The 23,307-nt window shown below is 67.2% G+C and carries 27 protein-coding genes, 1 pseudogene and 1 riboswitch; of the genes and pseudogenes, 25 read left to right on the top strand and 3 right to left on the bottom strand.

The annotated features are described in order from the left end of the window. Positions 1-56: 56 nt before the first annotated feature. The 13 genes from def (at position 57) to AC3ZI9_RS06600 (ending at position 11,058) form a co-directional block, all read left to right on the top strand. A complete protein-coding gene (gene def / locus AC3ZI9_RS06540) occupies positions 57-629 on the top strand; it encodes a peptide deformylase (RefSeq protein ID WP_444553994.1) in 573 nt (190 codons plus the stop codon). Beyond that, entirely contained in the window at positions 626-1,573 is a 948-nt protein-coding gene (locus AC3ZI9_RS06545; protein ID WP_444566848.1) for a methionyl-tRNA formyltransferase, read from the top strand. Before def ends, AC3ZI9_RS06545 begins: the two co-directional genes overlap by 4 nt. After that, positions 1,570-3,096, top strand: coding sequence for an RsmB/NOP family class I SAM-dependent RNA methyltransferase (locus AC3ZI9_RS06550; protein WP_444566847.1), 1,527 nt, complete (start codon positions 1,570-1,572; stop codon positions 3,094-3,096). The genes AC3ZI9_RS06545 and AC3ZI9_RS06550 overlap by 4 nt, the downstream gene beginning before the upstream one ends. A gap of 15 nt (positions 3,097-3,111) precedes the next feature. Continuing rightward, the gene (gene rpe / locus AC3ZI9_RS06555; protein WP_444561227.1) at positions 3,112-3,783 is read left to right on the top strand and encodes a ribulose-phosphate 3-epimerase; all 672 of its coding nucleotides are present in this window, start codon (positions 3,112-3,114) and stop codon (positions 3,781-3,783) included. Between the two features lie 20 nt (positions 3,784-3,803). Further along, positions 3,804-3,936, top strand: a riboswitch (FMN riboswitch). A gap of 97 nt (positions 3,937-4,033) precedes the next feature. Beyond that, complete coding sequence (pnuC, locus tag AC3ZI9_RS06560; RefSeq protein ID WP_444554051.1) at positions 4,034-4,738, top strand: nicotinamide riboside transporter PnuC; 705 nt, start codon at positions 4,034-4,036, stop codon at positions 4,736-4,738. Beyond that, positions 4,735-5,832: a bifunctional diaminohydroxyphosphoribosylaminopyrimidine deaminase/5-amino-6-(5-phosphoribosylamino)uracil reductase RibD gene (gene ribD, locus AC3ZI9_RS06565; protein ID WP_444566846.1), complete on the top strand. Its 1,098-nt coding sequence runs from the start codon at positions 4,735-4,737 to the stop codon at positions 5,830-5,832. Before pnuC ends, ribD begins: the two co-directional genes overlap by 4 nt. Continuing rightward, the gene (locus tag AC3ZI9_RS06570; RefSeq protein WP_444553989.1) at positions 5,832-6,458 is read left to right on the top strand and encodes a riboflavin synthase; all 627 of its coding nucleotides are present in this window, start codon (positions 5,832-5,834) and stop codon (positions 6,456-6,458) included. The genes ribD and AC3ZI9_RS06570 overlap by 1 nt, the downstream gene beginning before the upstream one ends. Next, positions 6,455-7,771, top strand: coding sequence for a 3,4-dihydroxy-2-butanone-4-phosphate synthase (gene ribB / locus AC3ZI9_RS06575; RefSeq protein WP_444561225.1), 1,317 nt, complete (start codon positions 6,455-6,457; stop codon positions 7,769-7,771). The genes AC3ZI9_RS06570 and ribB overlap by 4 nt, the downstream gene beginning before the upstream one ends. Then, positions 7,771-8,253 carry a 6,7-dimethyl-8-ribityllumazine synthase gene (gene ribH, locus AC3ZI9_RS06580; RefSeq protein ID WP_444553987.1) on the top strand — a complete coding sequence of 161 codons (483 nt, stop codon included), beginning with the start codon at positions 7,771-7,773 and terminating at the stop codon, positions 8,251-8,253. The genes ribB and ribH overlap by 1 nt, the downstream gene beginning before the upstream one ends. 88 nt (positions 8,254-8,341) lie before the next feature. Then, positions 8,342-8,605, top strand: coding sequence for a phosphoribosyl-ATP diphosphatase (locus AC3ZI9_RS06585; RefSeq protein ID WP_444553986.1), 264 nt, complete (start codon positions 8,342-8,344; stop codon positions 8,603-8,605). 80 nt (positions 8,606-8,685) lie between these two features. Further along, positions 8,686-9,534: an ATP phosphoribosyltransferase gene (gene hisG, locus AC3ZI9_RS06590; RefSeq protein WP_444553985.1), complete on the top strand. Its 849-nt coding sequence runs from the start codon at positions 8,686-8,688 to the stop codon at positions 9,532-9,534. An 11-nt stretch (positions 9,535-9,545) separates the two neighbouring features. Beyond that, complete coding sequence (gene hisF, locus AC3ZI9_RS06595; RefSeq protein ID WP_444553984.1) at positions 9,546-10,316, top strand: imidazole glycerol phosphate synthase subunit HisF; 771 nt, start codon at positions 9,546-9,548, stop codon at positions 10,314-10,316. A gap of 22 nt (positions 10,317-10,338) precedes the next feature. Beyond that, entirely contained in the window at positions 10,339-11,058 is a 720-nt protein-coding gene (locus AC3ZI9_RS06600) for a GNAT family N-acetyltransferase (protein ID WP_444553983.1), read from the top strand. 37 nt (positions 11,059-11,095) lie between these two features. Here the strand turns inward: AC3ZI9_RS06600 and AC3ZI9_RS06605 are convergent, their stop codons facing one another. Both AC3ZI9_RS06605 and AC3ZI9_RS06610 read right to left on the bottom strand, forming a co-directional pair. After that, positions 11,096-11,644, bottom strand: a complete 549-nt coding sequence (locus AC3ZI9_RS06605) for an SRPBCC domain-containing protein (RefSeq protein WP_444553982.1) — start codon at positions 11,642-11,644, stop codon at positions 11,096-11,098. Beyond that, a complete protein-coding gene (locus AC3ZI9_RS06610) occupies positions 11,641-11,997 on the bottom strand; it encodes an ArsR/SmtB family transcription factor (protein WP_444553981.1) in 357 nt (118 codons plus the stop codon). The genes AC3ZI9_RS06605 and AC3ZI9_RS06610 overlap by 4 nt, the downstream gene beginning before the upstream one ends. Positions 11,998-12,118: 121 nt before the next feature. Here AC3ZI9_RS06610 and AC3ZI9_RS06615 point away from each other — a divergent pair, with 121 nt between their 5' ends. The 3 genes and pseudogenes from AC3ZI9_RS06615 (at position 12,119) to AC3ZI9_RS06625 (ending at position 14,366) form a co-directional block, all read left to right on the top strand. Beyond that, complete coding sequence (locus tag AC3ZI9_RS06615; RefSeq protein WP_444553980.1) at positions 12,119-12,901, top strand: DUF2785 domain-containing protein; 783 nt, start codon at positions 12,119-12,121, stop codon at positions 12,899-12,901. A gap of 59 nt (positions 12,902-12,960) precedes the next feature. Then, positions 12,961-13,941: pseudogene (locus tag AC3ZI9_RS06620) on the top strand (squalene cyclase). Between the two features lie 65 nt (positions 13,942-14,006). Next, on the top strand, positions 14,007-14,366 hold the full coding sequence (locus AC3ZI9_RS06625; protein ID WP_444553979.1) for a DUF488 domain-containing protein: 360 nt from the start codon (positions 14,007-14,009) through the stop codon (positions 14,364-14,366). A gap of 3 nt (positions 14,367-14,369) precedes the next feature. Here the strand turns inward: AC3ZI9_RS06625 and AC3ZI9_RS06630 are convergent, their stop codons facing one another. Beyond that, positions 14,370-15,005 carry a TIGR03085 family metal-binding protein gene (locus AC3ZI9_RS06630; RefSeq protein ID WP_444553978.1) on the bottom strand — a complete coding sequence of 212 codons (636 nt, stop codon included), beginning with the start codon at positions 15,003-15,005 and terminating at the stop codon, positions 14,370-14,372. Between the two features lie 91 nt (positions 15,006-15,096). Here AC3ZI9_RS06630 and hisI point away from each other — a divergent pair, with 91 nt between their 5' ends. The 9 genes from hisI to pyk all read left to right on the top strand — a co-directional run bounded on the left by hisI (position 15,097) and on the right by pyk (position 23,269). Further along, positions 15,097-15,495 carry a phosphoribosyl-AMP cyclohydrolase gene (gene hisI / locus AC3ZI9_RS06635; RefSeq protein WP_444561219.1) on the top strand — a complete coding sequence of 133 codons (399 nt, stop codon included), beginning with the start codon at positions 15,097-15,099 and terminating at the stop codon, positions 15,493-15,495. Between the two features lie 33 nt (positions 15,496-15,528). Then, on the top strand, positions 15,529-17,085 hold the full coding sequence (locus tag AC3ZI9_RS06640; protein ID WP_444553976.1) for an anthranilate synthase component I: 1,557 nt from the start codon (positions 15,529-15,531) through the stop codon (positions 17,083-17,085). After that, positions 17,082-17,804, top strand: coding sequence for a Trp biosynthesis-associated membrane protein (locus tag AC3ZI9_RS06645; protein WP_444553975.1), 723 nt, complete (start codon positions 17,082-17,084; stop codon positions 17,802-17,804). The genes AC3ZI9_RS06640 and AC3ZI9_RS06645 overlap by 4 nt, the downstream gene beginning before the upstream one ends. Before the next feature lie 122 nt (positions 17,805-17,926). Next, entirely contained in the window at positions 17,927-18,196 is a 270-nt protein-coding gene (locus AC3ZI9_RS06650; RefSeq protein ID WP_444553974.1) for an HGxxPAAW family protein, read from the top strand. Positions 18,197-18,198: 2 nt separating this feature from the next. Then, positions 18,199-19,029: an indole-3-glycerol phosphate synthase TrpC gene (gene trpC, locus AC3ZI9_RS06655; protein ID WP_444561216.1), complete on the top strand. Its 831-nt coding sequence runs from the start codon at positions 18,199-18,201 to the stop codon at positions 19,027-19,029. Positions 19,030-19,076: 47 nt separating this feature from the next. Next, positions 19,077-20,378 (top strand): tryptophan synthase subunit beta, encoded by a 1,302-nt coding sequence (gene trpB / locus AC3ZI9_RS06660; protein WP_444566841.1) that lies wholly within the window; start codon positions 19,077-19,079, stop codon positions 20,376-20,378. Beyond that, positions 20,375-21,172 (top strand): tryptophan synthase subunit alpha, encoded by a 798-nt coding sequence (gene trpA, locus AC3ZI9_RS06665; RefSeq protein ID WP_444561214.1) that lies wholly within the window; start codon positions 20,375-20,377, stop codon positions 21,170-21,172. The genes trpB and trpA overlap by 4 nt, the downstream gene beginning before the upstream one ends. 318 nt (positions 21,173-21,490) lie before the next feature. Further along, the gene (locus tag AC3ZI9_RS06670) at positions 21,491-21,667 is read left to right on the top strand and encodes a hypothetical protein (protein ID WP_444566840.1); all 177 of its coding nucleotides are present in this window, start codon (positions 21,491-21,493) and stop codon (positions 21,665-21,667) included. A gap of 60 nt (positions 21,668-21,727) precedes the next feature. Beyond that, positions 21,728-23,269: a pyruvate kinase gene (gene pyk, locus AC3ZI9_RS06675; protein WP_444561212.1), complete on the top strand. Its 1,542-nt coding sequence runs from the start codon at positions 21,728-21,730 to the stop codon at positions 23,267-23,269. Positions 23,270-23,307: the final 38 nt, after the last annotated feature.

The raw sequence follows: 23,307 nt of genomic DNA on the forward strand, positions 1-23,307 counted from the left end.
ACCGGACGACTTTCCACAGCACATTGCCGGGTATACGGCGTCAGGAGCATACAGTCATGACGATTCTGGAAATCCGCATCGTGGGGGACCCCGTGTTGCGGACCCCCGCGGAGGACGTGTCCAGGTTCGGGCCCGAACTGGCCCGCCTGGTCCAGGACATGACCGAAACGATGGACGCCGTCTCCGGCGTCGGACTGGCCGCGCCCCAGGTCGGCGTCGGTCTGCGCGTCTTCACCTACCGGGTCGGGGACCAATACGGCCACGTGGTCAACCCGGTCCTGGAAGTCGGGGGAGCCGACGAGGACGAAGCCCTCGAAGGCTGCCTGTCGGTCCCCGGTCTGGGATACCGCCTGCCCCGGCCCGGCTGGGCCCGCGTGAGTGGGGCCGATATGACCGGGGCACCGCTGGTCATCGAGGCGGAGGGCGTCCTCGCCCGCTGCCTGCAACACGAAACCGATCACCTCGACGGCCGCCTCTACATCGACCGCCTGCGTGGAGCCGATAAGAAGGAGGCCCTGAGGCGCATCCGGGACTCCGGCTACGACGACGTCGCCTCGGAAATCCGCGGCAGCCGGGCCACTGCGGTGGGATCGAGCTTCGGCGGCGGGACCTTCGGGGCAGCTCGATGAGGGTCTTGTTCGCCGGAACGCCGCAGGTTGCCGTGCCGTGCCTGGACCAGCTCATCTCCGACGGCCTGGAAGTAGTGGCCGTGCTGACCCGCGAAGACGCCCCGCTCGGACGCAAACGCGTCCTCACGCCCTCGCCCGTCGCCGCTCGTGCGGCCGAACTGGGGCTGCCGGTCATCAAGGCCAACAGGATCGACGAGGACGTCATCTCGGCCATTGCCCGGACCGAAGCCGAGATCGCCGCCATCGTCGCCTACGGGGGACTGGTGCCACCGCGGGCATTGGAGGTGCCCCGGCATGGCTGGGTCAACCTGCACTTTTCGCTGCTGCCGGCCTGGCGCGGCGCCGCCCCGGTCCAGCACGCGATCATCCATGGCGACGATGTCACCGGGGCGGTGACCTTCCGCCTCGAGGAAGGCCTGGATACCGGCCCGGTGTACGGGATGCTGACCGAGGACATCGCCCCGGAGGATACCGCGGGGGCCATGCTGGACAGGCTCTCCCACAGCGGATCCGTCCTGCTCTCGCAGACCCTGCATGGGATCGACGCCGGCCGCTTGTCGCCGGTACCCCAAAGCGGGCCGGTGACGCTGGCCCCCAAGCTGGGCCTCGAGGACGCGCATGTCCACTGGGCGGAACCGGCGCTGGCGATCCGGCGGCGCATCAACGGCACGACCCCCGAACCCGGTCCCTGGACGTTGTTGGACGGCAAGCGGTTCAAACTCGGTGCCGTCGGCCTCGAGCCCTCGGTGACGGATCTGGAGCCGGCCGTGCTCCGTGTCCTGCCCGGCCGGACGCCCCGAGTCCTGGTCGGAACCGGTTCACATGCCCTGGAACTGCACCAGGTCCAACCGGCGGGCAAGAAGATGATGAAGGCCTCCGACTGGGCCCGCGGCCTGGATATCGACGACGAAGGCGCAACAGGGAAGCAGGTCTCCTTTTCATGAGCAAGGACCCACGCGGTGAACGCCGCAACGACGCCGGACGCCAACGCAACCGGGGCGGTTCGGGCCACCGGAACTTCAGTGCTTCGGCACCCTCCCAACGCCGGCGCATCGCCGACCCCGCCCGACTGGTCGCCTACGAGGTCCTGCGGGCCGTCGCCGAGCAGGACGCCTACGCCAACCTGGTCCTGCCCGGCCGCCTGCGCGAACACGGGCTCAGCGGACGGGACGCCGGATTCGCCACCGAACTGGCCTACGGCGCCCTCCGGGGTCGCGGATTCTACGACGCCGTCCTCTCCCGTTGCGTGGACCGTCCGCTGGAAAAACTGGATCCGGCGATCCTTGACGCGCTCCGGCTGGGCGCCCACCAGCTGCTGGCCATGCGCGTTCCCCACCACGCGGCACTGGATGAAACCGTCGGCCTGGCCCGGGCGGTCATCGGCGCCGGTCCTTCCGGGCTGGTGAACGCCGTCCTGCGCAAGGTCGCACGGAACGACGCCGACGCCTGGAAGACGCTGCTGTTGGACGGTGTCCAAGACGAGATCTCGAGGCTGGCCCTGGAATACAGCCACCCGGAATGGGTGGTCAGGGCCCTGCGCCAGGGCCTGGTCGCCCACGGCCGGGATGCGGCCGAAATCACCGACCTGCTTGCCGCGGACAACCTGGCCCCGGTGGTCAACCTGGTGGCCCTGCCGGGAGTCGGATCCCTCGATGAAGCCTTCGACCACGGCGCGACCCCGGGACGACTGGCCCCCGATTCGGCCTACTACAGCGGGGGAGACCTCTCCAAGCTCTCCTCCATCCACCGCGGAACCACCCGGGTCCAGGATGCCGGCTCGCAATTGCTGGCCCGCGCCCTGGCCTCCGTGGAGATCGAGGGACGCGACACCGACTGGCTGGACCTCTGCGCCGGCCCGGGCGGCAAGGCCGCCCTGCTGGCCGGTCTGGCCGCGCAGCAAGGCGCCGAACTGACCGCCAACGAACCGGCCGAACACCGTGCCGATCTGGTCCGCAAGGCCCTGCGGCCGGTGGATCGACAGGCCTGGAACGTCGTGGTCGGTGATGGGCGACGCTATCTGGGGATCCCGGCCGATCAGCGCTTCGACCGGATCATCGTCGATGCCCCGTGCAGCGGGTTGGGCGCATTGCGGCGCCGGCCCGAAGCCCGATGGCGCAAGACCCCGGCGGACGTGGCCGAACTGACCACCTTGCAGGATGAATTGATCGATGCGGCGCTGAAGGCCCTGCGGCCCGGCGGCGTCCTGGCCTACGCCACCTGCTCACCCCACCCGGCCGAATCGTTGGCCGTGCTGGAGGACGCCCTGCGCCGGACCCCGACAGCCCGGCTCCTCGATACCGCCGCCGCCGTCAATGCCGTCTCGCTCGAAGGCGGCATCTCCGGTACTGACCATGCGTCGGGAGGGAACACCGTCCAGCTGTGGCCGCATCTGCACTCCACCGACGCCATGTTCCTGGCCCTGATCACCCTCGACGCCGATGTCGAGCCGACCGAACAGCCCGAGTAGACGAAAGGTAGACCCATGTCCCCCTGCCGGATCCACCCCAGCATCCTCTCCGCCGACTTCGCCAACCTCGAGGCCGAGCTGCACCGCATCGGGACCGCCGATGCCGTGCACGTCGATGTCATGGACAACCACTTCGTCCCGAACCTGACCCTGGGCCTGCCCGTGGTCAAACGCATCGCCGACGTCAGCACGCTCCCGGTGGACGTGCACCTGATGATCGAAGACGCCGACCGGTGGGCCCCGGACTACGCCGACCTCGGGGTCGACTCCGTGACCTTCCATGCCGAAGCCTCGGCGGCCCCGGTCCGGCTGGCCCGCGAACTTCGGGCGCGTGGATCCAAGGCGGCCATGGCCCTGCGCCCTGCCACTGCCGTTGAACCGTATCTGGACATGCTCGAGGAACTGGACATGTTGCTGCTGATGACCGTCGAACCCGGTTTCGGCGGCCAGTCCTTCCTGGACCTCATCCTGCCCAAGATCCGTAGGACCCGGGCCGCCATCGAGGGCTCCGGATTGCCGCTGGTGCTGCAGGTCGATGGGGGAATCACCCGCGAAACCATCCTGCGTGCCGCGGAGGCGGGAGCAGATGTCTTCGTGGCCGGTTCCAGCGTCTACGGCACCGAGGATCCCGCCGCGGCCGTCGACGCATTACGACATGTCGTCGAACACACCGAGTCGGGGCTATAGTTTAGGGACATAAGTAAACAACACGTGCTCCGGGGTCGGTGTAAGTCCGAACCGGCGGTTATAGTCCGCGACCCGAGGTGCCTCACGGCGCCGAGGTTGAACTGGTGGAATTCCAGTACCGACAGTTAAAGTCTGGATGGGAGAAGCACGTACAGGGCTGGTCTGGTGACCGGTGGCGTCCTCGACGCCCCGTCCGCCGATGCCTCAACTGTCGTTCCCCCGGAGCCGCCGCGGCTCATGAGGAGGAATGATGGAATCCCTGCGGTGGCTCATTGATATCTTCAACGCCAATATTCCGGTCGGCAACAGCTCGCTTCTGGTGCGGGAAGTCGTCGGCAACATCTTCGGTCTGGCCAGCGCCGTCGGCGGCATGCGCCGCAAGGTCTGGGCCTGGCCGGTCGGCATCGTCGGCAACCTGCTGCTGTTGACCGTCTTCGTCGGCAGCATCTTCGACACCGGCCACGCGGCCAACCTCCTGGGCCAGGCGGGTCGGCAGATCATGTTCATCGCCGTCTCGGTCTACGGCTACCGCCGCTGGAAACAAGCCAGCGGTGATGGAACGGGCACCGCGGTCACCCCCCGGTGGGCCACCGGCCGCGAGCGCTGGGCGCTCGGCGGGATCATGATCGTGGGAACGGTCGCGCTGACCCCGCTCTTCCGCATCCTCGGCTCCTACGAACCCGTCTGGGCCGATGCCTGGACCTTCGTCGGTTCGCTCCTGGCGACCTGGGGGATGGCCAAGGGATGGGTCGAGTTCTGGCTGCTCTGGGTCGTCGTCGACGTCGTCGGGGTGCCGCTGCTCTTCAGCGCCGGCTACTATGCCAGCGCCTTCATGTACCTCTTCTACGGCGGCTTCACCCTCGCGGGGTTCTTCGTCTGGTGGAGGGCCCGGAACCGGGAACAGGCCCTGGTCCAGACCGCCATGCCCGATCCGATCACGCGGACCTCAGCATGAGCGGGCAGACGGTGGGCCCCCCGACCAGCCGGGCCGAACAGGAGGGGATGGAACTGGCCCTGGAACTGGCCTGCCGCGGCATCCGCGGGGCCAACCCACTGGTCGGTGCGGTCATCCTGGATGAAACCGGGCGCCCCGTCGCCAGCGGCTGGCACCGCGGGGCGGGCACCGCCCACGCCGAAGCCGCGGCCCTGGACGAGCTGGGTCCGGTCACCTCCGAACAAGCCTCCCGGTTGACGATGCTGGCCACGCTGGAACCGTGCTCCCACCGGGGCCGGACCGGATCCTGCGCCGAGGCCATTGCCGCCACCGGAATCGGCCGGGTCGTCCATGCGGCCACGGATGGCACCGCACGGGCCGGTGGCGGGGCGGAAATCCTTTCGGACGCCGGGGTCGACGTCGTGTCGGGGCTATTGGGAGCCGAGGCCCGCTTGCTGAACCACCGGTGGATTGGCGCCCGGGCCGCCGACCGGCCCTTCACGAGCCTGCATCTGGCGCAGAGCCTGGATGGCCGGATCGCCGCCGCCGACGGAACCAGCCAGTGGATCACCGGTGCCGGTTCCCGCGATCACTCCCATCTGATCCGGGCCCGTAGCGAAGCCATCATCGCCGGAACGGGAACGATCTTCGCCGACGATCCCCGACTCACCGCCCGGACCCCCGCAGGGACCGCAGCACCACGCCAACCGCTACGTGTCGTCATGGGCCACCGCGAACTGCCCGGCGGGGCAGCGGTGGCCGCCGATGACCACCACGTCCAGCTCCGCACCCACGATCCGGCGGCGGTGCTGGCGGCCCTATCCGCACGGGGCATCGACCACGCCATGATCGAGGGCGGTGCCTCGATCGCCACGGCGTTCCTGGCCGCCGATCTCGTGGATGAGATCTGGCTGTACCAGGCCCCGATCTTCCTGGGAGCAGGACGCCATGCCGTGGGTGATCTGGGGATCGGCACGCTGGCGGAGGCCGGACACTTCCGATTCGACGACGCCGGTGGGCCGGCCCACCAACTGCTGGGCTCCGACGTCGTCCTGCATCTTGAACCACAACCAGGGCCCGCAGACCGGGCCTCCGAGCACGAAGGGACCCGCTAATGTTCACGGGCATCATCACCGGATTAGGGAATGTCGAAGAGATTTCCGCGGTTCCGGGACAGGACGCAGCGATCCTGCGCATCAACGCCCCGGGGCATGCCTCGGATCTGGGCCTCGGCGGATCCCTGGCCGTCAACGGCGTGTGCCTGACGGCCACGGCCATCACCGGCGATGCCGTGGACCTGGATGTCATGGGCGAATCCCTTCGACTGACCACCACCGGCACGCTGGCGGTGGGGGAGCAGGTCAACCTCGAACGCTGCGTGCCCGCTGGCGGGCGCCTGGACGGTCACGTCGTCCAAGGCCATGTCGACGGCACCGGAACCGTCCTGGAACGCGAGGACGAAGGCAATTGGGTGCGCCTGCGATTCGGGTTGGACCGCGAACTGGCCCGCTATGTGGCCCGCAAGGGCTCGATCGCCGTGGACGGGGTCTCGTTGACGGTCACCACCGTCTCCGAGGCCGCGGAGGCCGAACAATATTTCGAGGTCGGGGTCATCCCGACCACGCTGAGGGAAACCGTCCTGGGGCAGCGCCAGCCCGGGGACACCGTGAATCTGGAGGTCGACGTGATGGCCAAATATGCCGAGCGGCTTGCCGCATTCTCCGAAGGAGCCCGGCGATGAGCCCCCGGGAGCAGGGCGAGTCCCTGCTGGACCCGGTGGACGCCGCCGTGGCGGCGATGGCTGCCGGACGCCCTGTCGTCGTGGTCGATGACGAGGACCGCGAAAACGAAGGCGACATCATCTTCGCCGCCGAATTCGCCACCCCCGAACTGCTGGGCTGGACCATCAGGTATTCCTCCGGCGTGCTCTGTGTCCCGCTGCCAGGGGACCGGGCCGACCAGTTGGGGTTGCCCCCGATGGTCGAGGACAACCAGGACGCCAAGGGCACCGCCTACACGGTCTCCTGCGATGCGGCGGCGGGAATCACCACCGGCATCAGCGGGGCGGACCGGGCCCTGACCGCGCGCCTGCTCGCGGATCCGGCCAGCGACGGGACGGTGATCAACCGTCCGGGACACATGTTCCCCCTTCGGGCCGTCGACGGCGGTGTGCTGGTGAGGCGTGGACATACCGAAGCCAGCGTGGACCTGTGCCGTCTGGCGGGCGTGCAGCCGGTGGGAGTGATCGCTGAACTGATCCACGACGACGGGTCCATGATGCGTCTACCGGCCTTGCGGGTCTTCGCCGATGAATTCTCGATCCCGCTGATCAGCATCGAGGACCTCGCGGCCCGGCTCGAAAGCCAGCAGGATGCCGCCCCTGAACCGTCCACCCCCTCCGCGGTGCTCGGGGGACCGGTGGTCGCCGTGCCCACGGAGCACGGGACCTTCGCCGCCCAGGCCTGGACCGAACGCCAGACCGGGTTGGAACACCTGACCCTGACGGCGCCCACCCCGCAGCATGCCAGCACCGAGATCCCGCTGGTGCGGTTGCACTCGGAATGCCTGACCGGAGACGTCTTCGGGTCCTATCGGTGTGATTGCGGGGAGCAGCTCAACGCCGCCCTGGCAGCCATTGCGGTGGACGGGGGAACCATCATCTACCTGCGCGGCCACGAGGGCCGGGGGATCGGGTTGGCCAATAAGATCCGCGCCTATTCGCTGCAGGACGGTGGCGCCGACACGGTCCAGGCCAATGAACAGCTGGGACTTCCCATCGACGCCCGTCGGTACGACGCGGCTGCGGCGATCCTGCACAGCCTGGACCTGGACCGGATCAGACTGATCACGAACAATCCGTTGAAGGCCCAATGGCTGCGGGAATCGGGGGTCGACGTCGTGGAATTGATCCCCAGCACCATCGTCGCCCGCCCGGAGAACACCCGGTACCTGCAGACCAAACGCGAACGCATGTCCCACCGCATCCTGGCCGAGGCCTTCGCCTCGACGGATCCCTCGCAACCCAGCACACCCACCACGAAGGAGCACCACTGATGAGCGGACACGGAGCACCGGATACCGGAGCCGATGAACTGAAGGCAGCAGGAAAAGCCGGACTGCGTGCGGTGGTCGTTGCCGCCAGCTGGCACCAGCAGGTCATGGACGGACTCGTCGACGGCGCGTTGCGGGCCGCGAACGAGGCAGGCCTTCCAGAGCCCCGCCTCGTCCGGGTCCCGGGCACCTTCGAGCTGCCCGTCGCCGCAGCCCGGCTCGCACCGGACTACGACGTCGTCGTGGCCCTGGGCGTGGTCATCCGCGGGGGGACACCGCATTTCGAATTCGTCTGCCAGGGGGCGACGGCGGGATTGACCGAGGTCTCGATCAGGACCGGCGTCCCGGTGGGCTTCGGCGTACTGACTTGCGATACGGAGCAGCAGGCCCTGGACCGTGCCGGGCTGGCCGGTTCGGTGGAGGACAAGGGACATGAAGCCATGTCGGCGGCGCTGTTGACTGCCCTGGCACTGTCCGCGGAATAGTGTTCCCGGCGCCGCCCCGCACCGTCGGTTTCGTCACATTGAAACGTCGGAGTCGGGGCGGCGCTTCGCCAACGGCTAGGCTTGAAGGGTGAAAACCTTTGACACCCTCTTTGCCGAACTGGCCGAAAAGGCACAAACCCGACCCTCGGGTTCCCGCACCATCACGGAGCTGGATTCGGGTGTCCACGGCATCGGCAAGAAGATCGTGGAAGAAGCAGCCGAAGTCTGGATGGCCGCCGAATACGAGACCGACGAGGAAGCAGCCGAGGAGATCTCGCAGCTGCTGTACCACCTGCAGGTCATGATGCTGGCCAAGGGACTGTCGCTGGAAGACGTCTACAAGCATCTCTAGCCGCCCGACCCCGCACTCGGCGGGGTCGGCGGCCCAGGGAGCCCAGACCACCGAAAACCAGCACAGAAAAGAGCACCGCCATGTTGCGAGTAGCCGTACCGAATAAAGGCGCCCTCTCGGAGGCCGCCACCGCCATGCTCAACGAATCCGGGTACCGCCAGCGCCGCGACAACCGCGAACTGGTCATGGTCGATCCGGACAATGACATCGAATTCTTCTATCTCCGTCCCCGGGACATCGCCGTCTACGTCGGACGCGGCATCCTCGACGTGGGCATCACCGGCCGTGATCTGTTCGTCGATGCCGGGGTCAACGGAGATGCCGAGGAACTCCTTCCGCTGGGACTCGGCGCCTCGACCTTCCGCTTCGCAGGACCCGTCGGGGACTTCTCATCCGTCGAACAGCTCGAAGGCAAGCGCGTGGCGACCAGCTACGACGTGTTGCTGAAGAGCTACCTCGAGGAACGGGGGATCGACGCGGCCGTGGTCCGTCTGGACGGCGCCGTGGAATCCTCGGTACGACTCGGTGTCGCCGACGCCATCGCCGACGTCGTGGAAACGGGCAGCACCCTGCGCGCGGCCGGCATGGAGACCTTCGGCGAAGCCATCCTGGAGTCCGAGGCCGTGCTCATCGGACGGACCGGCGAACACCCCCACGGGTTGGAGATCCTCACCCGCCGACTGCAGGGCGTCCTGGTGGCCCGCCGCTACGCGATGCTCGACTACGACATCCGCAAGGACCTCGTCTCCCGGGCGTGCGCCTTGACTCCGGGCCTGGAATCACCCACGGTCTCCCCGCTGCACGACGGCGACTGGGTGGCGGTGCGTTCGATGGTGAAACAGGCCCAGGCCAACAACATCATGGACGAACTCTATGAGCTGGGCGCCCGCGCCATCCTCGTGACCAACATCCACGCCATCCGTATTTAGGGGATCCACCCGTGACTGTAGCCATCCGTGTCATCCCCTGCCTCGATGTCGATGCAGGACGTGTCGTCAAGGGCGTGAACTTCGAGGGCCTGCGCGATGCCGGGGATCCCGTGGAACTGGCCCAGCGTTACAACGCAGCAGGAGCCGATGAACTGACGTTCCTGGATGTGACCGCCACCTCCGGGGACCGGGAAACCACGTTCGACGTCGTACGCACCACCGCCGAAGAGGTCTTCATCCCGTTGACCGTCGGCGGCGGGGTCCGCTCGGTCGAGGATGTCGACCGCCTGCTGCGCGCCGGGGCCGACAAGGCGTCGATCAACACGGCGGCCGTGAAGCGTCCGGAGGTGATCCGGGAGATCACCGAGCGATTCGGCTCCCAGGTCCTGGTCCTCTCGGTCGACGCCAAGCGCAGCAGCGACCCCTCGCTGCCCTCTGGTTTCGAAGTCACCACCCATGGGGGGCGGACCGGTACCGGGATCGACGCCGTGGACTGGGCCCGTGAGGCGGCCGACGGCGGGGTGGGTGAGATCCTGTTGAACTCGATCGACGCCGACGGGACCAAGAACGGATTCGACCTCGAAATGATCTCCGCCGTCCGCGCGGCGGTCAACGTGCCGCTCATCGCCTCCGGCGGTGCCGGGGCACCCGCGGATTTCCCGCCGGCAGTGGCCGCCGGAGCCGATGCGGTGCTGGCGGCGTCGATCTTCCATTTCGGCCCGGTCGATATGATCGCCCAGGTCAAACAAGCCATCAAGGAGGCAGGTTATCCTGTTCGCTGAACCAGAAGAGCTAGACCGGCTGATGGATGCCGCCTGGCCGGCTCTTGAAAAGAGCGCCGTCGGAGGGTGGACCCTGCGTTTTTCCGCCGGCATCAGCCAGCGCGCCAATTCCGTGCTCCCGGTTGCCGCACCCAATGACCTCGATGCCGCTCTCGAGGAGGTCGAGACGCGCAGTGCCGCGCGCTGGCTGAACTCGACCTTCCAGATCTCCCCGTCGGCCCAGCCCGCCGATCTGGATGCCTATCTGGCGGCCCGCGGCTATACCGTGGGCACGCCGACCCTGGTCCAGGTCATGGACGGCTCGGAACTGGACCGTTTCGCCGAGATCGTCCCCGACGTACGCCTGGAATTCACCGACGAACCCCCGCAGGACTGGCTGGAGCTGTTCTGGTACCAGGACGGCCCCGCCGCCGAGGACGACCGGGCGGTATCCCGCCGCATCCTCACAGGGGTGCCGGCGACCTACATCTCGTTGCGGGTGGACGGACGCATCGAATCGATCGCCCGGTTGGCCATCGTGGAGAACCACGGCGGCATCTACTGTGTCACCACGCGCCCCGAAGCCAGGCGCCGGGGGTATTCGCGGCTGGTGATGGAAGCCGTCCTGCATGAGGCCTACCGCCGTGAACTGGACGGTGTCTGGCTGCAGGTCCGGGAGTCCAATGTGGGGGCCATCGTGCTCTACAACGCCTTGGGCTTCAGCACCGCATCCACCTATCATTACCGCACCCGCGCCCTCTAGGCTTCTTCAGCACCACGGCGCCCCCTGCCGGCGGCGGTCATGTCGTCGGTGGCGGGAGCGAGGGGGCATCCTTCGCCCACGATCCTTGGCCAGTGGCCGGGACACCCGGCCCATGACTGGTGTTCCGGGGCAACAACTCGTTGTACCTTTCGGACCATCCGGACGCCCGATGGCCGTTCAGGTCCGTATCGAGGTGGTCCAGATGCGTGTGCCAGCCCGCCGCATACCCAGGCAGGTCTTCCGGGCGTAGTGAAGCGTGGGTCAAGACCACCCGGGTGTCGGTGCCGGTATCGGAGCGGTGGACGTCCACCTGCGTGGTCCCCTCACCGGGGGATTCCCAAGTGGCCGTGAGCTGGTCGGGTTCGCGGCAGGTGGTGATCCGGCCGGACGTGGTCTCGCCGTCTCCGAAGTCAAGACCGTATCGGCCGTGCTCCCGCATATCACCGGTCACGGCGCCCAGCCACCGGGCCAGCCGTTGGGGGTCGGTGAAGGCCTGCCAGAGGTCTTCCCGGCCCAAGGCATAGTGGCGGACGAATCGTACGCTGCGGTTCTCCGCATCGATGTCACCTTCGGAATCCGTGGTCATGAGATGTCCTCCTCGATGAGCTCGTCCACTGCGTTTGCGGGTCTTCCCCGGAATAGTTCCGTGTCCAGGGCGTCCAGGCGTTGGTGCCAGAAGCTGCGCACGTCCTGAAGCCAGGTGGCGACGACATCCAAGGTGGCCCGATCCAAGTGATATCGGCGCTGGGCGCCGTGGTTGGTGCACACCGCCACCCCGGATTCACGCAATAGGCGGAGGTGGCGCGATGTCGCCGGTTGGCTGATCCCGAACTCGACGTGCAACGCCTGGGCGATTTCTCCCGCGGGCCGTTCACCACCGCCGAGCAGCTCGACGATGCGACGACGGACCGGGTCGGCCAACACCTGAAAGACATCCACTCATCGAACATTGTGCATTTGGTTATATAACACAAGGGGTAATTCCTGGAATCGAAACGGGTCCTCCTGGCCACCAGCATCCAGGCTGTGCCATGGGACGGCTGCGTGTTAGTTTCAGGGAATGTCCCAGCCGAACGGAAATATTTACGAGGCGGAGATCGCCGGGCTCCTCGACGACCTCAGCTCGCCGGACCCCCTCATCAGGGACGGGGAGTCGCTGGGCAGGCTCTACGAAATACTGGATTCGCCGGCTGTTTCTCCGGCACAACGCAGGCGGGTCGGCTCGACCGCGGTGCAACGACTGGCCGACCCTCGCGTGGAAGTGCGGAGCTTCGCCGCCTTGGTGCTGATCCCACTCATCCTCCACGACGCTGCTGAACCCGGGTGGTTCGACGATTTCGCGACCTGGTACGCCACCGAAGAAGAAACCACCGGATACGACGACGTCCGCGGGTGGCTCCATGCCGTGGCCCACGGGGCGGACGTGCTCGGTGCCTTCGGATGGATGGCCCGGGAATCACCGCGGCCCGCCCTTGACCTGGCGGCCCTGAGGATGCTGCACCAGGGCCCGGGGATCTGGCGCGACCAGGAGGACGACCGGCGGGGGTATGCCTTGGCCATCACCCTGGCGAATCCGCGTCTCACCCCGGACGATGCCCTCTCCTGGCTGGATCCCCTCGAAGAAGCATTCCTGCGGGCCGACTCCGGGCCCGTGCCCGCCTTCGTCTCCAACTCGATCCGGACGCTCCGCGTGGTCCAGCTGCTGACGGACGAAGAAATGTCGTACCAGGGCCGGGGGGTTCGTGTCCGGCATTCCACCGCGGTAGGGCAGCGGATCCGCGATGTCCTCCATCTGGCCTCCCCATGGATGTGGAACCCGGCCGGGGCATCGGGGCAGCAGTGACCGCAGGATGGCCGCGGATCCCCCTTTCCCCGCGGCGGCCCCGGCGGTAACCTGCAGGAATGGCAACCGGACCGGAGATGCTCGACTGGCTTCTGGACTCGGATCCTGCCTTGCGTTGGCAGGTCCAGAGGGATGTTGCCGGCGCGCATCCGGCGGTGTGGAAGGAAACGCGATCACGGATCGCCACCGCGGGTTACGGTGCCCGCCTGCTCTCGAAGCAGGACCCGGATGGCCAATGGGCCGGGGGAGCCTACTTTCCTGCAGGGTTCTTGGGCAGTGCCGAGGCCAGGGAACCGGGACAGCCCTGGACGGCGACCACCTGGGCGCTGAAGGACCTGCGCGACTGGGGGCTGGAGGCCGGCGTGTTGGCAGGAACCGCCGAAAAACTCGACAGGAACAGCACCTGGGAATATGACGACCTGCCCTATTGGGGCGGCGAGGTCGATGTCTGCATCAATTCGTTCACACTGGCAAACGGCGCGTGGCTCGGGGCTGATGTCTCATGACTCATCGAGTGGTTTCCTGCCTACCGGCTGGCCGATGGTGGCTGGAATTGTGAAGCAGAAGAAGGGAACTCGATTCGATCGTCCGTGCACTCGACGCTCAACGCCGTGCGCGGCCTGCTCGCCCACGAGCAGCTGACGGGCGACACCTCGCTGCGGGCCGCCCGCCACGGGGGCGAGGAGTACCTGCTGGAACGACGACTTCTCTACCGGGCCACGACCGGGGAACCCATCGGGGATTTCGTCTCCGAGTTCCTCCATCCGAGCCGCCACCGGTACAGCGCCCTTGCCGCACTGGAACATTTCCGGGAGGTGGCACTGCTGGAAGGCACCGCGCCGGATCCCCGGCTGGCCGACGCAATCGAGGTGGTCCGTGCCGCCCGGACGGCAGACGCGACGTGGCGCCAGGCGGCGCGGCTGCTCGGCGCCACGTGGTTCGACGTCGATGTGCCGCCCGGTGAACCGTCGAAATGGTTGACCTGGTCCGGCCTGCGGGTACTCGATTGGTGGGAACCAGACGCCGGGGAGCGGGACTGATTAGGGGCGTTCACCTCGGGGCCCAGCCGGGGTATGCTCCGAGAAAAGCCATCCGAGGAGGGGCAATGCCACTGAATGTGTGGGTCCGAAGAGTCCAGGAGGAGCCCGGCCACAACGACGGCACCAGGGTCCTGGTGGACCGGATCTGGCCGCGGGGGGTGAAGAAGGCGGATGCCGCGCTCGACGATTGGAACAAGGACGTGGCCCCGTCGACGGAACTACGCAAATGGTATGGGCACGATCCGGAGAAGTTCGAGGAGTTCGCCAGGAAATACCGTTCCGAACTCGATTCCGACGAAGGCCGGGCCGCACTCGAAAAGCTGAAGGACAGCGTGCGCGGCAAACGGCTCACGCTGTTGTCCGCCACCAAGGACATCGACCATAGCCAGGCGGCCGTCCTGGCCAGGATCCTGGAAGAATCCTAGAAGCTACTGTTCGGAGCTGGAGAAGAGGGCCAGCGCGTCGGGGGACCCTTCGAAGGTCACCAACGCGTGTTCGCGTCGTCCGATGGCATGCATCAGCAGCTCTCCGGGGTCCCCGGTGATGGCCACGGAGGTGGACGCCTTGCGGACGACGTGGCGTTGTCCCTCCGGCCGGCGCAGGATGATGCCCACGTCGGTGCCCCGGTAGAAGACCGCCGCCTGACGGATCAGGGACTCCCACAGGACATCCGCGTAATCGGTGTCCAGCACACGCGGGGCCCACCGATCCATGGCCCGGCGGACGTCCTCGGCATGGACGAAGAATTCGATGAGGTTCGCGGCATGGCCCACGGACGGAAGGGCCAACGGAGACAGCGCGGAGGGGCCTCGGCGGAACCGGTCCACCAACTCCGCATAATGTCCGGGATCCTCGGCCCGACGGGCCGCCTGCTGCAATCGGCGTTCCATGGGGGCACGAAACGCCCCGATGGCGATGCCCGCAGCCCAAAGGCTGTGTTCGCGCAGAACCAGATGTGCCGCCAGGTGTCGTGTCTTCCAACCGGCGCACAACGTCGCCTCGTCCGGGCCGGCTGCCAGCAGGACTTCGGCGAGGACTTCACGGGACGGGTGTACGTATCGCATTACCCCGAAGCTAGCACGTTCCGGGGCCTACGGCCCGGTACCCGAGTCACCGACTGCGTGGCGCGAGTCCACGGCCAGTAGACTGGAGGCGATGCCGCAGAACCCAGCCCCCCGGAGTCCGGATCCCGCACTCGATCCCGAGATCGCTGCGGGCCTCAAACGAGACGCCGACGGCCTGGTGGCCGCCATCATCCAACAACACGACACCGCCGAGGTGCTGATGCTCGGATGGATGGACGACGAGGCCCTGCGCCGGACCCTGACGAGCGGGCGGGTCACCTTCTGGTCCCGATCACGCCAGAGCTACTGGCGCAAGGGCGACACCTCGGGGCACCAGCAACTGGTGCGCTCGGTAGCCCGCGATTGCGACGGGGATGCGCTGCTGATCCAGGTCCATCAGATCGGGGCCGCCTGCCATACCGGAACGCGGACTTGTTTCGACGGCCGGGCCCTTCCCGCCGTCGAAGGACCGTCCGCGGCCAACGTATGAAGCTTCCAACGACGCAAGGAAATCCAGTACAGCATGCATGAATTCGGGGTTGTTTCCCCCACTCTCGAGGAATTCCGTGAACTGGCGCGGGGTCGCAGCGTCATCCCGGTGAACCTGCGCGTCCTGGCCGATACCGTCACGCCCATCGCCGTCTACGAACGACTCGCGGGCGGCCGGCCGGGCACCTTCCTGCTGGAAAGCGCCGCAGCGGGGGGTGTCTGGAGCCGCTATTCCTTCATCGGATGCGGTTCCTCGGCGACGTTGACCACCCGTGGGGGCCAGGCCCACTGGATCGGGACCCCTCCGGCCGGGGTCCCGACCGAGGGGACCCCGGTGGAGGTCCTGCGGGATACGGTGGCCCGGTTGCGCACCGAACCCCTCGACGGACTGCCCCCGTTCACCTCGGGAATGGTCGGTTTCATCGGGTGGGACAGCGTGCGCCATTGGGAGAAGCTGCCCGACCCCCCACCCGATGACCTGGGCCTGCCGGAGCTGGCGATGAACCTCGTGGCGGATATGGCAGTTCTGGACAACCGCGACTCCACGCTCACCCTCATCGCCAATGCGATCAACCAGGACGGGGCCGACACGGGGGTCGATGAAGCCTACGCCGACGCCGTGTCCCGGCTGCACGTCATGCTCGGGAACTTGACCGACACCGCGCCGGGATCGGCGACCGTCTTCTCCGGGAACCGGATCCCCACCGCCGAGCTCATGGCGGCAGTCACCGAAAGCTGGGATGAAGACGGCTACCGCCAGGCCATCCTGCGCGGGAAGGAAGCAATCGTCGATGGGGAGGTCTTCCAGGTGGTGGTCTCCCGACGGTTCGAACTCGACTGCGCCGCTGACCCGCTGGATGTATACCGGATCCTGCGCACCACCAACCCGAGCCCGTACATGTACCTCTACAACCTCGAGGATGCCGACGGCGATACCTACGCGGTGGTCGGATCCTCGCCGGAGGCGCTGGTCACCGTCAACGAACGTCACGTCGTCACCCACCCCATCGCCGGCTCACGGCCCCGCGGGGAGACCTACGAAGACGACGCCCTCCATGAGAAGGACCTGCTCTCCGATGAGAAGGAGCGTGCCGAGCACCTCATGTTGGTGGATCTGAGCCGCAATGACCTCTCGAAGGTCTGCGAGCCCGGGAGCGTCGAGGTCACCCAGTTCATGGAGGTCGAGCGTTTCAGCCACATCATGCACCTGGTTTCCAACGTCGTCGGACGCCTGGAACCACAGGCCACCGCCTATGACGTGTTGGCGGCCACCTTCCCCGCAGGCACGCTGTCCGGGGCTCCGAAACCCCGGGCCCTTCGACTGCTCGACGAGTTCGAACCCCACCGCCGAGGCGTCTATGGCGGCGTCGTGGGCTACCTGGATTTCGCCGGGGACATGGACCTGGCCATCGCGATCCGCTCGGCCCTGTTGAAGGACGGAAGGGCCTACGTCCAGGCCGGTGGCGGGATCGTCGCCGATTCCGACCCGGATGGCGAGTCGTTGGAAAGCATCAACAAGGCGGCGGCACCGCTTCGGGCCGTCTGGGCCGCCCGGACCCTGCAGCCGGCTGTCCCCGAGGAGGACGCATGAGCCAGACCAACACCCCAACCAGCGACCAGGACCCTGAACGAAAGGTGATCGGACGCTGGATGTCCAAACGCATGGTCGTCTCCGCCGGCGTCATCGGGGCCATTGCCGCCCTGGCGATGAGCACCCGGACCTGGGTCCGGGTCATTCCATCCAGCGGCGCCATCAACGTACAGCCCTTCGATGTCTCCGGTGATGATGCCGCAACGGCAGTGGCGGCTCTGGCCGTGGTCGTGCTGGCAGGTTCGGTCGCCGCGGCGATCGCCGGACGGATGGCCCGATGGATCATCGCCGTATTGATCCTCCTCTCGGGGTTGGGGATCGCCGCTTCGGCGATCAGCGCCCTCTCCGACCCGGTCGCCGCCTCCGTTTCGACGGTGGGCGCGGCCGCAGGGACGCTGAGGGTCAACGGTGACTACCAATTGACGTTCTGGCCGTGGCTGACGGTGGTCATCGGAGTCTGGATCATGGCCACCGCCGTGTGGTTGGCCGTGGCCGGGCACCGGTGGAAGACGAGCCGGAAATACACTCCCGCACCGGCCACGCAGGCCGTTGCCACCCCGGTTGCGGACACGGTCGCCGGGGACGCGGCCCCGGCCACGGCGCAGCGCCCCGGGAGCGGGGCTCCGACCTCGTCCGAGGAACAGCCCGAGGACGAGGAGTCGATGGACGAAATCGACGGTTGGGACAGCCTGACCCGGGGCGAGGACCCCACGGGTTAGCCACACCCGGGTACGCGTGGGGCAACATGGCCTCATCGCAGCCAAAAGAATGGCAGAATGGAACACAGTTTGGCCCCGAATGAGACCGGGGATACTTGAGGCACTGAGGAGTAGATCAGATCATGGCAAGCAACACGACCGTCCAGACAGAACACGGCCCGGACCCGGTTCTCACCGAGCCCGTGGGACACGGAAACAGCATCGCCGCCTGGACGGGCGTCGGAATCATCTTCATCGGCTTCCTGATCGGCAGCATCTCCTTCGCACTCTACGCCGAGGTCGGTGTCTACATCGGCGTCGCCATCATCATCTTGGGCCTGATCGCCGGCTTGGTCATGCGCATCATCGGGTTCGGCGTCGGCGGACACCGGTCCAACAACGACGGACACTAGTCGTGAGTGTTCTCGAGGACATCATTTCCGGAGTTCGCGAGGACCTGCACGATCGAAGGTTGCGGGTCGGCGACGCCGCCATCAGGGCCCGTGCCCAGGCGGCACCGCCAGCCCGCGACGCCCTCGCCGCCCTGGGGGGCCACCTCGATCCCTCCCGACGCGACCAGGTGCTCCATGTGATCTCCGAGGTCAAACGGCGCAGCCCCTCCAAGGGGGCGCTGGCCGATATCCCCGAACCGGCCGTTCTGGCCCGTCAGTACCGCGATGGGGGAGCATCGGTGATTTCGGTGCTCACCGAACAACGCCGTTTCGGCGGGTCCCTGGCCGATTTCGATGCCGTCCGGGCCGCCGTGGACACCCCCCTTCTGCGCAAGGACTTCACCGTCGATGCCTACCAGATCCACGAGGCCCGCGCCCACGGCGCCGATCTGGTCCTGCTGATCGTTGCCGCCCTGGACGACGAGGAACTGGGCAGCTTCCTCGACCTGACCCACGACCTGGGCATGAACGCCCTGGTGGAGACGCATACCGCCGAGGAAGTCGAGCGGGCCGTGCGCGTCGGCGCCCGCATCATCGGTGTCAACGTCCGCAACCTCAAGACCCTCGACGTGGACCGGGAAACGTTCGCCCGGCTCTCCGGGGACATCCCGGACTCGGTGGTCATCGTCGCCGAATCGGGGATCCGTGGCCGCGAGGACGTCGCGCTCTACGGCTCCCACGGGGCGGATGCGGTGCTGGTCGGCGAGGCACTGGTCAAGGACAACGACCCACTCACCGCCCTGCGCTCGTTCATCGAGGTCGGCAGCGCGGCCAAGCCCCCGCGTGGACGCTGACCCACCCCGGACAGCCCTCACCACGCCTGAACGAAGGAAGGCCACGCATGAGCCAGACCCCAGAAGATCCCGCGGCTTCCGCGGAGCACCCCGCCGATGCCTTCCTGGCCGAGGGCAGGAGCCTGCGCCACGCCCCGGGCCCGTACTTCGGTGATTTCGGCGGCCGTTGGATGCCCGAGTCGCTGATCGCGGCCCTGGACGAACTGAACGATACGTTCGAGAAGGCGAAGGCCGACCCGGAGTTCATCGACGAAGTCACCGAGTTGAACCGCAACTACTCCGGACGTCCCTCGTTGCTGACCGAGGCCAAGCGCTTCTCCGAACACGCCGGGGGTGTGCGGGTCTTCCTCAAACGTGAGGACCTGAACCACACCGGTAGCCATAAGATCAACAACGTCATCGGCCAGGCGCTCCTGGCCAAGCGGATGGGCAAGACCCGCATCATCGCCGAAACCGGGGCCGGTCAGCACGGGGTCGCCAGTGCCACCGCCGCCGCCCTCATGGGCATGGAATGCGTGGTGTACATGGGGGCCGAGGACACCCGTCGGCAATCCCTGAACGTGGCACGGATGCGTCTGCTGGGCGCCGAGGTGGTACCGGTGACCGCCGGTTCCCAGACGCTGAAGGACGCGATCAACGAGGCCCTGAGGGATTGGGTCGCCAACGTCGACAACACCCACTACCTGTTGGGAACAGCTGCCGGGGCCCACCCGTTCCCGGCCATGGTCCGCTACTTCCACGAGGTCATCGGCGAGGAGGCCCGCGAACAGATCATCGCCCAGACCGGCCGGCTGCCCGATGCCGTCTGCGCCTGCATCGGGGGCGGCTCCAATGCCATCGGGATCTTCCACGGATTCCTCGACGACCCCTCCGTGGCGATCTATGGCTTTGAAGCGGGAGGCGATGGCGTCGACACCGACCGCCATGCGGCCACCATCACCTTGGGGCGTCCGGGCGTGTTGCACGGAGCCCGCAGCTACCTCATGCAGGACGAGGACGGCCAGACCATCGAATCGCACTCGATCTCGGCGGGACTGGACTACCCCGGCGTCGGCCCGGAACACTCCTACCTGCATGACATCGGCCGGGTCACCTACGAACCGATCACCGATACCGAGGCCATGGATGCCTTCAGCCTGCTCTCGCGGACCGAAGGCATCATCCCCGCGATCGAATCGGCACATGCCCTGGCCGGGGCCTTGCGCGTCGGCCGGAAGCTTGCCGAAACGGCGGCGGATCCGCAGGAGAAGACGATCATCGTGAACCTTTCGGGACGCGGTGACAAGGACGTGGGAACCGCTGCCGAATGGTTCCAGCTCATCGACCCGGACGAAGGGGCAGCCGAATGACCCGCATGACCTCCGAAGCAGCCATCGAGCGGGCCCGCAGCCAGGGCAGGCCGGCGCTGATCGCCTATCTGCCCGCCGGGTTCCCCGACATCCAGACCACTATCGATGCCGCGGTGGCCGTTGCACACAACGGTGCCGACATCATCGAGATCGGCATCCCGTACTCGGATCCGGTCATGGACGGGGCCGTCATCCAGGCCGCCACCGTGCAATCGCTGGCCCAGGGTTTCCGTGTGGCGCAGGTGTTCGACATCATCCGCGGCATCACCGAGCGCTGCGATGCCGCAGTGATGGTGATGACGTACTGGAACCCGGTATTGCGTCTGGGCGTCGACGAGTTCTCGCGTCGCTTGGCAGAGGCCGGAGGCGCCGGGCTGATCACCCCGGACTTGGTCCCCGATGAAGCCTCCGAATGGTTCGAGGCCTCCGATAAATACGACCTCGACCGGGTGTTCCTCGTGGCCCCGAGCTCCACCCCCGAGCGGATGCGCGCCACGGTCGAAGCCAGCCGCGGCTTCGTCTACTGCGTATCGATTATGGGGGTCACCGGGGCCCGCACCTCGGTGTCCTCCGCCGCGCAGGCCGTCGTGGAGGCCGCCCGGGAGGCCGGGGCACCCCGGGCCTGCGTCGGGCTCGGGGTTTCCAAGGCCGAGCATGTGCGTGAAATCGGCGCCTACGCCGACGGTGTGATCGTGGGGACGGCCCTGGTCGCGGCCCTGCGCGACGGAGGAGTCGACGCCGTGGCCGCATTGGCCGCCGAACTGAGCGGACGCAACCCGGTGGCGGCCTCCTGAACCAAGGGAGGACGGGACCATGCCGTCGTCGTCCCGGTCCGGGGCTTGGCTGCTACGTCACATGTGGGCTGCCGTAGATACTTCGGGCCGGGATCTGCTGTAGAGTTCCACAGTGAGGACGGTCGTGTGACCGGCGTCATGGCTTTCGAAGAGGAATCCATGGGGAATGCGAATAGGCCACCGGCCTGAATGATGCGTTGTCCCGCCGTCTTCACGCTTTCGGATCCGGGAAACACCGGGCCGGAACCCGCCGGCCTGGATGAACGGGCCGGGATCGATTTTGATGACCGGGGCAGTGTCGCCCGAGACGGTTACTACATGACCAACACGCCAGGCGTGTTTGCGACCGGGGATTCCGGACGTGGGCAGGCGCTGGTCGTGTGGGCCATTTCAGCGGGTTGCTTCTGCACCGCCGCGATGGACGAGTACCTGATGGGTGTGAGCCGGCTGCCCGCCCCCGTGGCGCCGCGCGTTCGCCCCATCGACATGATGTGAGGGTCGCGGATTCGTCCGCGTCCCCGTTTTCGGACGAGATAAGGCGGATAGGCTTTCGGTATGAGACGCGCAAAGATTGTGGCCACTTTTGGGCCGGCCATTGGAACCTTCGAGAAGACGCTCCAGGCGCTCCAGGCCGGTGTGGACGTGGCCCGGCTGAACATGAGCCACGGCGAGTATTCAACCCACGCCGAGAACCTGGCCAACGTCCGTCAGGCGTCGGAGAAGCTCGGGCGCCCGGTCGGCGTGTTCGCCGATCTCCAGGGCCCGAAGATCCGGCTCGGACGGTTTTCCGACGGCCCGCACCTGTTGGAGGTCGGTGACCGGTTCACCGTCACCATCGACGACATCGAGGGCACCAAGGACATCTGCTCCACGACGTTCAAGGGCCTGCCCCAGGACGTTGAGGTGGGAGATCGCCTGCTCATCAACGACGGCAAGGTCGGCCTGCGTGCGGTCGAAGTCGATGACCGCAAGGTCGTCACAGAGGTCATCGTCGGTGGAGAGGTGTCCAACAACAAGGGCATCAACCTCCCCGGCGTCGCGGTCAACGTCCCGGCACTGAGCGAGAAGGACGAAGACGACCTGCGCTGGGCCCTGCGCGCCGGGGTGGACATGATCGCCCTGTCCTTTGTCCGCAACGCCTCGGACATCGAACGGGTCCACGAGATCATGGACGAGGAAGGCCGCCGACTTCCGGTGATCGCCAAGATCGAAAAGCCGCAGGCCGTTGATCACCTCGAGGAGATCATCGACGCCTTCGACTCGATCATGGTGGCCCGTGGCGACCTCGGGGTGGAACTGCCGCTGGAACAGGTTCCTCTGGTCCAGAAACGTGCCGTGGAACTGGCGCGGCGCTGGGCCAAGCCGGTCATCGTCGCGACCCAGGTGCTCGAATCGATGATCGAGTCACCCACGCCGACCCGCGCCGAGGCGTCGGACTGCGCCAACGCCGTTCTCGACGGTGCCGACGCGGTCATGCTCTCGGGGGAGACCTCGGTGGGCCAGTACCCGATCGAGACCATCGAGACGATGGCACGGATCATCTCCGCGACCGAGGACCACGGATTGGAGCGCATCCCCGCGCTCGGCACGCTGCCGCGCACCCGCGGCGGAGCCATCACCCGCGCCGCCGTGGAGATCGCCGACCAGCTGGACGCCAAGTTCATCGTCGCCTTCACCCAGTCCGGTGATTCGGCACGTCGCCTGTCGCGGCTGCGCCCCTCGGAGCCGGTGCTCGGCTTCACTCCGTTGAAGCACACCTACAACATCCTGACGTTGGTCTGGGGCGTGCAGCCCCGCCTCGTCGACTACGCCGACCACACCGATAAGATGACGGCCCAGGTCGACCAATCGCTGCAGGCCGAGGGGCTGGCCGAGGTCAACGACATGGTCGTGATCGCCGCCGGTTCACCTCCCGGGCAGGCCGGTTCCACGAATTCGCTGCGGATCCACCGGGTCGGGGACATCGCCGACGCCGGCCAGCTGCTGGAAGGCAGCAAGAACCAGGCACCTTTCCGGGAGAAGGTCGGCCCCTGGCGGACCAAGGCCCAGGCGGCCGAAGGCCAGCCGGCCAACCCGCCGAGGCCCGACGGCGACTAGGCCCAAAGGGCCACAGACAACTGAAGTCCGACGGTGGT

Source organism: Arthrobacter sp. AOP36-F1-5 (genome assembly GCF_058137995.1).

What these genes read in the sequence shown, in the direction of transcription:
- def (WP_444553994.1), top strand. Translation starts at nt 57, where the DNA reads ATGACGATTCTGGAAATCCGCATCGTGGGGGACCCCGTGTTGCGGACC.
- trpA (WP_444561214.1), top strand. Translation starts at nt 20,375, where the DNA reads ATGACCCGCATGACCTCCGAAGCAGCCATCGAGCGGGCCCGCAGCCAG.
- ribB (WP_444561225.1), top strand. Translation starts at nt 6,455, where the DNA reads ATGAGCCCCCGGGAGCAGGGCGAGTCCCTGCTGGACCCGGTGGACGCC.
- AC3ZI9_RS06670 (WP_444566840.1), top strand. Translation starts at nt 21,491, where the DNA reads ATGACCAACACGCCAGGCGTGTTTGCGACCGGGGATTCCGGACGTGGG.
- AC3ZI9_RS06625 (WP_444553979.1), top strand. Translation starts at nt 14,007, where the DNA reads ATGCCACTGAATGTGTGGGTCCGAAGAGTCCAGGAGGAGCCCGGCCAC.
- AC3ZI9_RS06605 (WP_444553982.1), bottom strand. Translation starts at nt 11,644, where the DNA reads ATGACCACGGATTCCGAAGGTGACATCGATGCGGAGAACCGCAGCGTA.
- AC3ZI9_RS06650 (WP_444553974.1), top strand. Translation starts at nt 17,927, where the DNA reads ATGGCAAGCAACACGACCGTCCAGACAGAACACGGCCCGGACCCGGTT.
- AC3ZI9_RS06545 (WP_444566848.1), top strand. Translation starts at nt 626, where the DNA reads ATGAGGGTCTTGTTCGCCGGAACGCCGCAGGTTGCCGTGCCGTGCCTG.
- ribH (WP_444553987.1), top strand. Translation starts at nt 7,771, where the DNA reads ATGAGCGGACACGGAGCACCGGATACCGGAGCCGATGAACTGAAGGCA.
- AC3ZI9_RS06645 (WP_444553975.1), top strand. Translation starts at nt 17,082, where the DNA reads ATGAGCCAGACCAACACCCCAACCAGCGACCAGGACCCTGAACGAAAG.
- trpB (WP_444566841.1), top strand. Translation starts at nt 19,077, where the DNA reads ATGAGCCAGACCCCAGAAGATCCCGCGGCTTCCGCGGAGCACCCCGCC.
- rpe (WP_444561227.1), top strand. Translation starts at nt 3,112, where the DNA reads ATGTCCCCCTGCCGGATCCACCCCAGCATCCTCTCCGCCGACTTCGCC.
- hisG (WP_444553985.1), top strand. Translation starts at nt 8,686, where the DNA reads ATGTTGCGAGTAGCCGTACCGAATAAAGGCGCCCTCTCGGAGGCCGCC.
- pnuC (WP_444554051.1), top strand. Translation starts at nt 4,034, where the DNA reads ATGGAATCCCTGCGGTGGCTCATTGATATCTTCAACGCCAATATTCCG.
- AC3ZI9_RS06615 (WP_444553980.1), top strand. Translation starts at nt 12,119, where the DNA reads ATGTCCCAGCCGAACGGAAATATTTACGAGGCGGAGATCGCCGGGCTC.
- pyk (WP_444561212.1), top strand. Translation starts at nt 21,728, where the DNA reads ATGAGACGCGCAAAGATTGTGGCCACTTTTGGGCCGGCCATTGGAACC.
- AC3ZI9_RS06550 (WP_444566847.1), top strand. Translation starts at nt 1,570, where the DNA reads ATGAGCAAGGACCCACGCGGTGAACGCCGCAACGACGCCGGACGCCAA.
- AC3ZI9_RS06570 (WP_444553989.1), top strand. Translation starts at nt 5,832, where the DNA reads ATGTTCACGGGCATCATCACCGGATTAGGGAATGTCGAAGAGATTTCC.
- AC3ZI9_RS06630 (WP_444553978.1), bottom strand. Translation starts at nt 15,005, where the DNA reads ATGCGATACGTACACCCGTCCCGTGAAGTCCTCGCCGAAGTCCTGCTG.
- AC3ZI9_RS06640 (WP_444553976.1), top strand. Translation starts at nt 15,529, where the DNA reads ATGCATGAATTCGGGGTTGTTTCCCCCACTCTCGAGGAATTCCGTGAA.
- ribD (WP_444566846.1), top strand. Translation starts at nt 4,735, where the DNA reads ATGAGCGGGCAGACGGTGGGCCCCCCGACCAGCCGGGCCGAACAGGAG.
- AC3ZI9_RS06600 (WP_444553983.1), top strand. Translation starts at nt 10,339, where the DNA reads ATGGATGCCGCCTGGCCGGCTCTTGAAAAGAGCGCCGTCGGAGGGTGG.
- hisI (WP_444561219.1), top strand. Translation starts at nt 15,097, where the DNA reads ATGCCGCAGAACCCAGCCCCCCGGAGTCCGGATCCCGCACTCGATCCC.